We start from the raw sequence: 13019 nt of genomic DNA, 5'->3' as shown, positions 1-13019 counted from the left end.
TAGAGAAAAAGGGGGTGAGCATAGTGAAGGTAAAGAAGAAATGGCATGTTGCAATCTTAGCAGCCTTGATGCTATCTGCCGCTGGTGCCTTTTATTATGAAGGAAAACCTGAAAAAGCAGAGGCAAGCGAGGAACAACAGAACCAGCCTGTGATCGAAAGGTCAAATGAAGAAGAAATAAAGAACCAGCCTGAAGAAGATAAATCGCTGGAAACAGATTCAACAACAAATGAACCTGCTGAAGTAACAGAGAAACAGCAGCCTGAACAGAATGTACAGGAAGAAGAAATGGTAATCCGTGGTTATACCTATTTCAGACTAATGGATAAAGAAAAATACCCAAAACATGCGTACAAGATTGAAGCAGCTGAAGCAATCGGTGCTGAGGTGTTTGCCATCCCATATTCAGATGTCTACGCTTTGGTAAAGGATGGAAAAGAAATTGGCGCAATGACGGTCGGCAATATTCAGACTCATCCTGCATATTTAGACTATACAAAAGAAGTTCTAGAATTCTACAATCAAACAGGACTTTATCATAACCTTGATGTTGTACTAGAAACTGGTGCTACGGTAACCGTAGAAGCAGATAATGGTGTTTATTATGAAATATCATTAATGGAAGATGGCTGGATATCTGTACAATATAGATAAAATAGATAATATAGATAATCATGCTGTTAAGTCCACAACCATCGCCCTTAAATAATGCGGTTCATGAGAATATAAAAAAATGAATAAAACCGCACTGGACTTTAGCAGACAGCCACTTATCATAAAAATAGCTCCGCAATTTGCGGAGCTATTTTTCATTAACTAATTGCTTAGAATTTGCCTCAATTTCTCTGTTGCACCCTTTCTCCATAGTTTTACCGCGGAAGGCGAAACACCTTCCTGCTTGGCGATATCGGTAATGCTCATGCCATTAAAAACCGTATAGAATACCCATCTTTTTTGTTTGTCTGTTAATGGCTGACAAAGACCTAAAATCGTATCGAACTCTAAAGGATCCAATGTATTTTGATCTTCAATTAATGCCCAGTATTCATCTTTAGCAAACTGCGTACGCTCCTCTCTGGAATTATTTTTTGTTAATTCATTCAGAATTCTTCCTTTTACACTGGTATAAGCAAAATTGAGAAACTTGCCTTTTTCTGGATTGAATTGTTTCCATGCTTCCCATAAGCTAATGACACCGATCTGAAAATAGTCATCTTTGTTTTGATAGATCTTTAAGGTATGGATAATTTTATGGATCATTGGTTCATATTGATTAAGAATGTCTTCAAAGCTTTCCATCATAACGTCCTTCGGAAAGCGCGCTTTCAATGATTCCCGGGTATGTTAAACATAAAAGATCAGAGTAAATACTGCGAATAGGCAAATCGGGCTTTTCAATTTAGAGTTAATAAAAAGAGAGGGGGGAAACGAACTTTTATAGAATATGTATTTGCCGGAAAGAGGGGGAAAATGAATTTCTGTTTCGTTTTCTGAAAAATGCATTAAAAGTAATTTTAATAGCATTCTATTAGCTGAAAAACAGCAGTTTAATGGGCAATTCTATGATTTTCCAATAATTTTTCTGCGCAGTTTTATGCGTTTCATACTGCATAAAAAAAGACGCTCAGCTTAAGCTGGCGCCTCTGATTCTTCTAATTCAAGATGTTCCTTCAATTCGTTTTGCACACGAGTTTTTTCTTCTTCAGGTACAATTAAATACCAAATAGAGCCAATATATTCGCCAGATCCGCTTATCTGGAGCTGATCAATCGTTCCAGCAGCATCACGGTAGTTCTTTTGAATATCTCTCATCTCAGCAAAAGTCATGTTTGTACGTACATTTCTTCCTAAAGCATCGAAGATATCATCAAAATTAGTAAGAGAATTAAAGCTAATTCCTTTTCTAATTACACCTTGGATGATTTGGCGCTGGCGTTCCTGGCGTCCAAAGTCACCGTTTGGATCTTGTTTTCTCATGCGAATATACGCTAATGCCTCATCACCGTTAAGGTCAATATTTCCTTCTTCAAATTGCTTGCCGCTTTGAGAAAATGCCATCTGATTGTTAACGTTAATGCCGCCAACTGCATCAACAATATCCTTAAAACCTTCCATATTGACCTTAATATAATAATCAAGCGGAATATCAAGGAAGTTTTCAACTGTTGCCATCGACATTTCTTCATTTCCAAATGCATAGGCATGATTGATTTTATCTTCTGTTCCGTGGCCGACGATCTCAGTGCGAGTATCACGTGGAATGCTCAGCATTTTAATGGATTGCGTGTTTGGGTTGACCGTTAAAACAATCATCGTATCTGAACGGCCTTTATCTCCTTCACGCTCATCCACACCAAGCATTAAAACGGAGAAAGGTTCTCTTTCCTCAAGCGTAATTTGTTCAATCCGTTTATCTGACTTTTCCCGATTTTCTATTGGCTGGTGCATCGTATCTACTGCTTCATTTAGTGATTTATATACAAGATAAGCATATCCGCCTAAAGCAACAATTAAAAGGACGCTAATGATCCCAATAATCTTTAGCCATTTTCTGCGCTTTGATGTTCCTTTTCTCGTCATTCAGCTACCTCCGATTTTACCCCATTCACAATCTTTCTCATCTATTGTACCTATTTTCTACATAATTTGTCATCTTAATTCTTTTTTTGCAGATAGAATCTTTTTTCTTAAAGAGAAGTTGTCGATTTTTCATATAATGATTCATTGGGATTTCCACTCCATGATACTCGCTTTCCGACGGGGCGGGTGGTGAGCCTCCTCGTCGCACGCTCCTGTGGGGTCTCACCTTCCCACTCCTCCCGCAGGAGTCTCGCATCATTCCGTTTCAATCAATGAGCTTTGCTAAAGATCTCCTTTAGAAAGAGTGAAAAAAACATTAAGAAACTCAATGATTTTAGCTTAATTTATCTATAATGGAAAAATTTATTTAAAAAATAGGTAAAATTATGAAACTATTTTTCATCTCATTCGTCTAATATATTATGCGAAAAGTCTCGGTCTAGCAGAATGATCACTTATCGCACAAACTGCATGTAGGAGGCAATAAGATGAAGAAGTCTATGAAAAAGAAAGGATTAGCCGTTGGTTTGGCTGCAACTTTAGCGGTCAGCACAATGATGCCGGGTCTTTCTTTCGCTGCTGAAAAGGGTATAGGCGAAAAGACTTACGAACAGCTTGAGCGTTTCAACTTAAAGCTAGGAGATGTGAAAACAAGCCAGCTGACAAAAGGCGAGGAGAAAGCATTCGCAGAAAATCAGTTAGTGGTCAAGTACACATCGCCAATTACATCGAGTGAACACCGAAAAGCAGGAGGAAAACTGCTTAAGCGCTTTTCAACATTAGGCTATGATGTCATTGAAGTTCAAGGAAAGCGTGAGCTGCAGGAAGTTGCACAAGCTTATGCAGCCTTGCCAAATGTAACTTCCATTTCACGCAGTGCTTATGTTAAGCGTCTTGGTGCGATCGATCCTAAAACATCAGATATGTACCACCTGAAAAATCTGAATGTTGCTAAAGCACAGTCTTTAGCAGGCAAGAATAAAGTAAAGGTTGCTGTTATTGATACAGGTGTTGATGCAAGCCACCCTGAATTAAAGAACCAGATCATTGCTAATAAAAATGCAATGGACCCAGTGAAAAAGGGACTGGCTGATTCGCACGGAACTCATGTGGCTGGTATTATCGCTGCTGAAAAGAACAATGGAATTGGCGGCTACGGAATTGCTCCTAACGCAGATATAATTTCCATTGATGTCTTTAATCGTGCTATGACCGTTACGGATTATACGATTGCAGAAGGAATTTTAGAAGCGATTCGTCAAAAGGCTGATGTTATTAACATGAGTTTAGGCTCGTATGCTTCCTCTCCTCTTTTAAAAGAAGCAGTGAAAAAGGCAGTGGATAGCGGAATTGTTGTGGTTGCAGCAGCTGGAAATGATGGAGCGGATATTCTAAATTACCCAGCTTCCTATGAAGGCGTCATCAGTGTAGGTGCAACAAATGCCTCTAACCAGCTTGCATATTTTTCTACATACGGACCGTCTGTTGATGTAGTGGCACCAGGAGATCAGGTTTATTCTTCTGTTTTTGATGCCGGGAAAGGTTCTTCTTTTGTGAACATGAGCGGAACGTCAATGGCATCACCTGTTGTGGCAGGCGCTGCTGCATTGCTATTATCGAAGCATCCTGATCTTACACCTTATCAAGTCAACTATATTTTAACAAAAACAGCTAAAGATTTAGGCACTAAAGGATATGACACGAAATACGGTCATGGCCAAATCGATCTTGAGAAAATGCTTTCTTTCGATCCAAAGAAAATTCCTGCTGATCCAGCTGTAAAAGGAGCAGATATTCTTTCGAAAGCCAAAGATCTTGGTTCATTTGAAACAGCAACAGAGGCTTCTGGAAAATTTGTCAAACTAAATCAGGAAGACTTATACAAGGTCGAGCTGAATAAGGACGAGTACCTCGATGTCACTCTTGAGGGCAGCAGCAAATATGATCTTAAATTTGAACTGCAATTCTTTAAAGACGGTGCAAAGACTCCGGATTCTGTCTTAGAAGTGAATGATGCAGCTCAAGGAAGCACAGAAGGCACATTATTTAAAGCACCGGAAAACGGTACGCTTGTTGTAAAAGTAAAAGATAGTTATGGAAATTACAATGAAGCAGGGCAATCTGCATACAAGCTTTCATTAGGTAAGAGTTTAGCACTGCCTGAAGATACCAATACGTACGAAACACCAGAAGTAATTGAAAGTCTGCCATTTGAAAGCGGACTGGTAAACTATTATACAGATGAAAGTTTACTAGCTGGAGAAGATAGTGAATCAGCAGATGAAGAGATGGAGTATGCAGAAGAAGCAATGCCTGGAGATTCTGATTATTTCCGCTTCACAATTCCAGGAAATGAAGAAGACGGCATGAAGATGGTGAAAATTGACCTGTCCGATGTTCCGGGTATTGATCCAACGATTATTCTTCACACCATTGAAAATATGGACGGAGAAGAGTATCAGTATGAGATGGATTCAGCTATGGACAACGGCTTTGGCAAAGGTGAAACATTGTCGTTCAGTGCTTATCCTGGCCAGGAGTTTGTTGCTGAAGTAACGAATAAATCTTATTATTTTGATCCGATCATGATTTTATTAGGCGGCGGAATGGAAATGGATTTGAATCGCAGCTTCTCTTCCCAAACTCCATACGAGCTTTCGCTTGATATTCAGGATGTAACAGCTGATGAAGATGGCATTCCAGACTTAATTGGCATGTCCCCAGAAGATATGCTGTTTGAAGGAGACTTTGCAGGCTTTGAGGAAGCCAAGAAAGAGCTTCGTTCAAAAGCGTTATCATCTTCCTATAAAATTGCTAGTGAAGAAGAGGCAGAGGTTGATGAGTATTCACAAATGATTATGGATGCAGCCATTCCATTTGCAGAGAACGAAGCAAATACAGGTTACTTGCAGACAATGGGTGATGAAGATTGGTATGCCTTTACACCTGAACAAAGCGGTCTTTTTGACGTGAAAATGGACACAACGAATGGTTATGCGCCAACTGGAATGGACATTGTGAAATATGATAAAGAGTCACAAGGGTTCACGTATGTATATTCTAATGCATCATTCTCTTTGACATCTATGAGTATTAATGATCAGTTCTCTGTAGGGTTACAAGCAGGAGAAACGTATTACTTTGTTGCAATTGATCAAAATTACAGAGCAAAATTTGATCCTTACCGCTTTACTGTCAAACCACTAGTGAAAAACGTGGCTGATCAGTTTGAGACAAATGATACATTTGAAGATGCAGTAAAGGTAACAACTAAAGCAATTACTGGGAACTATGCTTCAGTTGGTGACATCGATATGTATTATTTCAAGCCTGGAAAAGAAAGCGTATATAACGTGAGTGTGAAACCAGGTACGATCCCAGCGAAATATAAAAATGTTCCTACAATCCACAAGTCTGATATTGATCCAATTCTTGCGGTCATTGAAGACACGAACGGAAATGGAAAGATGGATTTAGAGGAACAGGCGAATATGACTCTCGTTGACAGCGCAATGTACAACGAAGAAGAACGCATCAGCTTTCGTTCTAAAAAGAATGCAGGCTACTTCTTCCTGACAGCTGATTATACAGGAACAAACTCACCAGTGGTTCCTTACGTATTTAATATTGATGAAGTCAAACAAAAAGATGAAGACAGTACATCTGTAGTCAAAAATAATATTCCATCCAAGCCGATAGCGCTAAATCGCCCAGCGAAAGACCGCTACTATGCATATGGATACATGAATATGACAGCCAACAAGCCTGACACAGATTATTACAAACTATCTTTAAGCAAAAACAGCAAACTAACACTATCTCTTGAACTTCCTTCAGACCTTGATGGAAAAGTGACGGTTTACAACGCAAAAGGCCAATCTGTTGCCACAGCCGACTACTATGGCAAAGGCGATGCAGAATCCCTGCCGTTAAACCTGAAAAAAGGAACATACTACATCAAAGTTGAAGACGTTCAAGGCGGAGCCAGCAGCCAACCATACAAGCTTATTTTAAAATAAACCATATGAAAGAGATAATGCCCTTGTGGGGTGTTATCTCTTTTTTGTTTGCGTCTTTGTAAGTTGGGTTTGGCGGATATATTAAAATAACGGCGGATATAATTTTTTTACGGCGGATAAATCCTCATTTTTGGCGATATTTTGTCTGGACGGCGGATATCCAAGATAAAGAGTCAATTACACGACGTTAAAGATTGATTTCTTAGTAGAATTTAGTATAAACGGTGATATTTTAACGATTTTTAATAGAAAAATAGGGTTCTACTGTTTAAAAAAACAGCAATTGCGAACCGTGCATCCGACCTGCTAAAAACCAATACAATGCAGCGCTTGAAAAATCAACAAATCTGGCGTAATTTACCTGTATTTCAATTTTATTAAATTTGCTACTATAAGATTACATTCAAGGATATTTGCGCCTTAAATGCAGGGCAGACTTTGATCTGTACCATTTTAATAGATAGCCATCTTAGGAGGAAAAGAAACGAATGAACAAGCAATTATCCAAGTTTTTAGCAGCTGGAACGACAGCGGCAGTAGCAGTATCTGTTGTAGCACCTGCAGTATCTGCAGAAGAAGTAACAGAAGAGGACTTTGAATTTGACTTTGGATTTGAACATCCATTTACAGATGTAAAAGCAAGCTATGAAGAAGCTGTCAGCTTTTTATATTTTATTGAAGTGATTTCAGGTGTTTCTGAAACATCGTTTGGAACGGATCTTCAGTTAAAGCGCGGAGATGCTGCTGTGATTTTAGCAAATACGCTTGGTTTGGATACAGAAAACGCACCTGATGCAGGCTTTACTGATTTAAATAAGCGTGTAAAAGGTGCTGTTAATGCTTTATATGCAGAAGGTATTATATCTGGGGTTTCAGCTACAAAGTTTGCACCAGACGATAAGCTTTCACGCGGTGCGATGGCTAAGCTATTAGTAAATGCATTTGAGCTGGAAGAGTACGCAGTTGAAACGCCATTTACAGATGTTGGCGGAACGTTTGCTCCTTATGTAGAAGCTTTATATGGAGCTGAAATTACAAATGGAAAAAGTGCAACACAATATGGAATTCATGACAATATCAAACGCGGCGATTTTGCTAATCTTTTATATAGTTCATTGATGTTTAGTGGAGATCTATTTGAATCTCCTGTGACAGATGTAAAACTAGTTGACTCCAAAACAGTTACAGTAACTTTTGCTGAAGCAATGCCAGAGGACATTACAGCTGAAGAAGTGGCTGAGTATATGATCATGGGCGTTGACTACAAAAATGAAGAATTTGTTATGCTAATGCCTTACACAGCTAAGTTCTCTGCAGATCGTAAGGAATTAACGATGACACATCTTGATCTTCAAGGACAAGAAGGTATTTTCTATCTGGATGAATTCGAAATCCCGTATGACTATTCAGCTCCTGTCGCTGGAAAAGGCGATATCATCTTAGAAGGCCAAGATTCAGCTGTGACTTTCGATTTTGCTGGAGGAACAACAGCGTCCGTTACACTTGAGAGCGGAGAAGCAGACTTTGTTAACTTAAACAGCATGAGCATGGAAGTGCTTGATCAAAATGCGGATGAAACAAATGTCAATGTAATCCTTAAAGATACAGATGTAGCTACAGTTGCACCAGGAATTGGCCAAAACTGGGGAACTCTAGAGTACAAAGATGGTCAATGGCAGTTAGTAGATTCAACAAATTACGATATCATTCCAGTTGGACATTACACACTGGAAGCAGAATTTTCAGATACAGCTAATCATGCAACAACGGTTAGCCTTAAGATTGAAGTAAAATAAGATTAGAGAGTGTCCTTATTCGAGGACACTCTCTTTTAGTTTGGTACAAAAAAAGCCGGCAAAATGCCGGCTTCTCTTTCTTATATTACTCAGCAGAAAGGTCTGTAATACGACCTTCTATTACAGGTTCAATTGTTTCAAAGCCTGTTAGATAGTCTGTGAAAACTTGGAAGTCTACAAATCCTGGCTCACTCACGCGTCCATCAGCATAGGCTTTTGCAAATACGTCATAGCCGTCGCCGCCCTTAGCGGTGAAAGTGTTTGTTGCAACAGCATAAGTTTGATCTGCAGCAAGCTCTGCGAAATTGCCGTCAGTGCCTTTTACTTCTACAGAAACAACGCGCTCACCAGCTGGCTCCGAGCTGTCATAAGAGAATTTAAGACCAGATACTTGCAGGAATCCGCCGTTTTGTTCTGGAGCTTGGCTTACGCTGTGCTCAAGAGCTTCAACGATTTCTTCTCCAGTTAATTGCATGATTCCAAGAGCATTACCGAATGGCATAACTGTTAGAATTTCGCCCAGTGTGATATCGCCTTGGTCAATGGAAGCACGGATTCCGCCGCCATTTGTCAGCGCGATCACTGTATTTGGATTAATGGATTGAGCTTTTTTCAGCATCCCATCCGTAATTAAGTTACCAAGATTCGTTTCTACTGTACGTACATTTGCACGCTCACCATCAAGTGCTACTGCAGTTTCAACACCAATTGATTCTTGCTGCATCGCGTCGATTGTCTCTTTATAAGGCTTAAGGATCTTCACTGCTTCAGCATCTTCCGCCACTTCACCAAGATCAACTAGTTCGCCATCAAGAGTTGTTACAACACCTTCACTGTCAAAGTTTACACTTAATGTTCCAAGATATTTATTGTACTCATTTGCTTGAACAATTACAGTAGGTTCTGTTTTATTCTCGCTAATCACAACTGCTTCTTCCAGTTTTGTATGTGTATGTCCGCCAACGATGATATCGATGCCGTCTACTTGCTTAGCAAGCTCTAAATCGTTGTCGAATTCGATGTTATCATCATAGCCGATATGTGTAAGAACAATGATTTTGTTTACACCTTGCTCTTGCAATGCTTTAACAGAAGCTTTTGCTTCTTCAATGTAGTTTTTAAATTCAACTTGACCAGGGCTTGAGATTTCAGCTGTTTCAGAAGTTGTTAATCCGAAAATACCTACTTTTTCTCCATCTACTTCCTGGATGATCGCATTATAGATTTTACCGTCTTCAGCATCTGCTGCAACAGTGCCTTCTACTAATCCATCAAACAAGGAATCTTTTGAGAAATCTACGTTTGCAGTAACAAATGGGAATTTAGCAGCTTTTACAAATTCCGCAAGTGCTTTATGGCCATCTTCGCTTGAACCTAGGTCAAATTCGTGGTTTCCGAACGTCATGGCATCGTACTCAAGGTAGTTCATGAATTGAAGGTCTGCTTGTCCTTCAAATTCATTGAAATAAAGTGTGCCTGAGAAAACATCCCCAGCATCAAGAAGAAGTGCTTCAGGGTTAGCTGCACGGAATTCCTTTACAGCTGTCGCAAGCTTAGGTGCGTTTTGTGCATTTCCGTGCTGGTCGTTTGTATGCATAAGAGATAATTCAAAAGCAGGTTTTACTGCATCTGCTTTATGAAGGAAAATAGCAAAGTCACCGCGTTTTGCTTGCTGGCCGACACCATATTTTGTTGCAGAAACACCATTTGTGATTTCATTTGCAACAAGTGCTTCTACCGCTTTGGCATAACGATCGCTAATATCCGTAAATGCGCTGTCAGCAGAACCTTTAAGTTTAAAGCCTCTTTGAAGCCAAATCGCAAGCTCTCCTCTAGTAATCTCACTGGAAGAACCAAAAGATGTAGCAGTTTTACCAGATGTAATGCCAGCAGCTTTAAGAGCATTTACAGCACCCGCAGCGCGATCTGGTACATCAGTGAAACCTGATGCTGGTGCATTATCTGTATCTAAACCTAATACATTTGCTACAAATACAGCTGCGTCCACACGTTTAATGGATTGGTTTGTGCCAAAAGATGTAGCAGAAACTCCCTTTGCTCCTTTTTCTACTAAGAAGTCAACGGCATCCTTATAACGATCCGGTACATCTGTAAAATCCTTTGCTGCAGCAGAAGCGGCAGGCGCGATAGCAGAAGCAACTAATGCTGCCGTTGCAGCTGTTGCAATAAACTTGCGGTTACCCTTTGTCATGTTTCTCTTCCCCCTTGATTGTTATGTAAATGGTTCGTATTTTCCTAAAATGAAGAAAAATAGAATAATAGACCCGAAAATATTATAGCAAAGATTACAACCTTTGTAGGAGAATATTTAAAAAAGAATGACAAAATTTTAATTATTTTTACAATAAATTTAAGAGGGAAATAGGGAATGCTGTCGAAGGGAGGGGCACTTAGTACTTCTTTGATGCTCGTAGGCACACTTTTTACGGCGTGAAGGGAACATAGCGGTAACCTAAGTGCCCGTCGAGACACTTTATTCGAGGTGAGAGGCACATAGCAGTTACTTAAGTGCCCGCTGCCACACTTTCTCCAACCTAACGGGCACATAGCCGCGCCCCTCTCTCCATCGGCTCTCTTTATAACCAAAGAAAAAGACAGCTTGCATAAGCTGTCCGTCACCCGTTTATCTTTGAATAAAACCTGTAAAAATATATTTAGCGATTTGTTTTGTTCCAAGGTTTTCAATCGCTGTTTTTGAAGTGTATTTCGTCCAGATCGGGGTGTTGAATGAAGTGATGTCATTTTCACTGTGAATATCCGGCTGGATAGCGACAAGCTGCTCAGACGAAAGTCCTTCTACTACTTCTTGTGTTTGTCCCATTTTCAATCCCACTGTTAATGGCGTTTTCTGCAATGTCCCGTCCTGGCCAATAACAAATGCGTTCTTTGCGATGCCAGTTGTGCTTAATGCTTTAACTGGAATGGTTACGGCATCAAGTATTTCATTTGTGACCACATTTACATTTACATGTTTGCCTGTTAATAATGACTCCTGTTCTTCTTCAAGTTGAAGTTCAACGGAGAAGGGATAAGTACTCTCCTTGTTAAGGGATGGTTCGGATTCAGGATATGTGTTGATCTTGCTGACGATTCCATTTATTTTTCCTTCATCAGCAGCAAAAACATGAGCAGGCATGCCCACCTCAATTTTGTCCACATCTTCTTCTGTTAAACTGCCTTTGATCGAAGGAGTATCAGAATGGATGGTGATGACCGGGTTACCCAGACTGGTGTTAATATCTGTAACCGTACCAGCATAGGTGCTGAGGGTGGTCAGCATATTGTTTTGCTGATCTATATTGGATATTTGCTTTTGGATGACACTTGCTTCAGCCATTAATAACTCTCGCTCAAGCTCTTTTTGGTAAATTTCTTTTTCAACATCAACGACAGAATTATAGATGAAGTTAGTGGAATCTTCGTCTGCATTTTCCGTGCTTTCTTTTGCCTCAATGACAATAATAAAGCTGCGCAGCTCATCAATATGATCTTCAATGCTTTCGATTTGTTCTTCTAATTTATCTGCTTCAAATTCCAGCATTCGCTGATCTTCTTCAATATTGAAGGATTCATATTCAAATAAAGGATCACCAGGATTCACAGTATCGCCTTCTGCAACGGTGAACTGGCTGAAAGCCCCGATTTGTTCGTTAAAATAAACTTTGTGCTCTTCCAAAGGAACGACGACACCTTCTGTATGGAAGGCTTCCTGCAGATCGCCCCGTTTGGTTTCTTCATACTGACTCACATAAGAAATTCTATCAATCTCACTATCTTTCTTAAGGAGTAAGTAACTGTTTACACTGATCAGGAGAACGGATGCAGCTGATCCAGCAATGATCTGCCATTTCTTCATCATTTTCAACACCTTTTATAGAAGCTTTTCAAATTTTATGTATGAAAGTAAAGCGGAAATCAGCCAGTAAAGGAGATGAATGGAAAGAACCATCAGAAATAGTACCCTTGGCTTCCGTTCTGAGAGATATACTAACCCTTTATACTGCAGCCAGATCACGAAGATCCCAATCAGGCTGATTTGTCCAAAGAATGATGTAACAAATAGATTATCAGTTAAACTTTGCGCTATGATTCCTAAAGATAATGGAGATGAATCTTTATCAAGTCCAAGCTGGAACGCGAGGAACAAAAAGATCGCTTTCTCAGCAACCAGAATACTTACCGCAAATAATTGCAATGTAAGAACTTTTTTATACGGAATATCTGTCAGTGACCAGAAATAAAGCGCTGGAATAAACAGAAGTAGGGCAGGATAGCAAACACCCCATAAAATCTGACCTAACGCGAAAAATAATTTCTTTGCTTCAAATTCACCTGTAGACACACTCGTTAATTCGTTTGAAATAATGTCATTGCCCATTCCAAAGTACGCACCGATTGTAAAAATAAGGATGCTGGCAATAAAAAGGAACACTATTCGATTTGTTAGATTTCGTACTTCCTCCGCTTTTTGAAGCTGATAGAAAAAATCATAAGGGTGGAGTAGCCCTTTTATGAGCCGAACTTCATAAATCATATAAATCCTCCAGTGATTAGGTATCATTCATTTTTATTACACTAAATCCTATTTTAACTTAAAATGTGAC

8 protein-coding genes are annotated in these 13019 nt (G+C 39.6%); 3 read left to right on the top strand and 5 right to left on the bottom strand.

From position 1 onward, the window contains the following. The first annotated feature begins 23 nt into the window (after positions 1–23). Positions 24–653, top strand: a complete 630-nt coding sequence (locus tag J1899_RS20120; protein WP_214476273.1) for a hypothetical protein — start codon at positions 24–26, stop codon at positions 651–653. A gap of 162 nt (positions 654–815) precedes the next feature. On the opposite strand, the gene J1899_RS20115 is transcribed toward J1899_RS20120, so the two are convergent. Both J1899_RS20115 and tagU read right to left on the bottom strand, forming a co-directional pair. Continuing rightward, on the bottom strand, positions 816–1301 hold the full coding sequence (locus tag J1899_RS20115; RefSeq protein ID WP_246586531.1) for a sigma-70 family RNA polymerase sigma factor: 486 nt from the start codon (positions 1299–1301) through the stop codon (positions 816–818). A 327-nt stretch (positions 1302–1628) separates the two neighbouring features. After that, positions 1629–2579 (bottom strand): polyisoprenyl-teichoic acid--peptidoglycan teichoic acid transferase TagU, encoded by a 951-nt coding sequence (tagU, locus tag J1899_RS20110; RefSeq protein WP_066442507.1) that lies wholly within the window; start codon positions 2577–2579, stop codon positions 1629–1631. A gap of 488 nt (positions 2580–3067) precedes the next feature. Here tagU and J1899_RS20105 point away from each other — a divergent pair, with 488 nt between their 5' ends. Both J1899_RS20105 and J1899_RS20100 read left to right on the top strand, forming a co-directional pair. Further along, positions 3068–6598 carry a S8 family serine peptidase gene (locus J1899_RS20105; RefSeq protein ID WP_214476270.1) on the top strand — a complete coding sequence of 1177 codons (3531 nt, stop codon included), beginning with the start codon at positions 3068–3070 and terminating at the stop codon, positions 6596–6598. Between the two features lie 488 nt (positions 6599–7086). Beyond that, a complete protein-coding gene (locus J1899_RS20100) occupies positions 7087–8394 on the top strand; it encodes an S-layer homology domain-containing protein (RefSeq protein ID WP_214476268.1) in 1308 nt (435 codons plus the stop codon). Positions 8395–8479: 85 nt separating this feature from the next. Here the strand turns inward: J1899_RS20100 and J1899_RS20095 are convergent, their stop codons facing one another. The 3 genes from J1899_RS20095 to J1899_RS20085 form a co-directional block, all read right to left on the bottom strand. Further along, on the bottom strand, positions 8480–10606 hold the full coding sequence (locus tag J1899_RS20095; RefSeq protein ID WP_214476266.1) for a 5'-nucleotidase C-terminal domain-containing protein: 2127 nt from the start codon (positions 10604–10606) through the stop codon (positions 8480–8482). 432 nt (positions 10607–11038) lie between these two features. Then, positions 11039–12274, bottom strand: a complete 1236-nt coding sequence (locus J1899_RS20090) for an efflux RND transporter periplasmic adaptor subunit (RefSeq protein WP_214476263.1) — start codon at positions 12272–12274, stop codon at positions 11039–11041. Positions 12275–12286: 12 nt separating this feature from the next. After that, positions 12287–12949, bottom strand: coding sequence for a hypothetical protein (locus J1899_RS20085; protein ID WP_214476261.1), 663 nt, complete (start codon positions 12947–12949; stop codon positions 12287–12289). Positions 12950–13019: the final 70 nt, after the last annotated feature.

The sequence above is a fragment of the Cytobacillus gottheilii genome (assembly GCF_018582665.1).
Classification (GTDB): domain Bacteria; phylum Bacillota; class Bacilli; order Bacillales; family Cytobacillaceae; genus Cytobacillus; species Cytobacillus gottheilii.
This window is presented reverse-complemented; position numbering and strand designations above follow the sequence as displayed.

What these genes read in the sequence shown, in the direction of transcription:
- J1899_RS20115 (WP_246586531.1), bottom strand. Translation starts at nt 1,301, where the DNA reads ATGATGGAAAGCTTTGAAGACATTCTTAATCAATATGAACCAATGATC.
- tagU (WP_066442507.1), bottom strand. Translation starts at nt 2,579, where the DNA reads ATGACGAGAAAAGGAACATCAAAGCGCAGAAAATGGCTAAAGATTATT.
- J1899_RS20105 (WP_214476270.1), top strand. Translation starts at nt 3,068, where the DNA reads ATGAAGAAGTCTATGAAAAAGAAAGGATTAGCCGTTGGTTTGGCTGCA.
- J1899_RS20100 (WP_214476268.1), top strand. Translation starts at nt 7,087, where the DNA reads ATGAACAAGCAATTATCCAAGTTTTTAGCAGCTGGAACGACAGCGGCA.
- J1899_RS20095 (WP_214476266.1), bottom strand. Translation starts at nt 10,606, where the DNA reads ATGACAAAGGGTAACCGCAAGTTTATTGCAACAGCTGCAACGGCAGCA.
- J1899_RS20090 (WP_214476263.1), bottom strand. Translation starts at nt 12,274, where the DNA reads ATGATGAAGAAATGGCAGATCATTGCTGGATCAGCTGCATCCGTTCTC.
- J1899_RS20085 (WP_214476261.1), bottom strand. Translation starts at nt 12,949, where the DNA reads ATGATTTATGAAGTTCGGCTCATAAAAGGGCTACTCCACCCTTATGAT.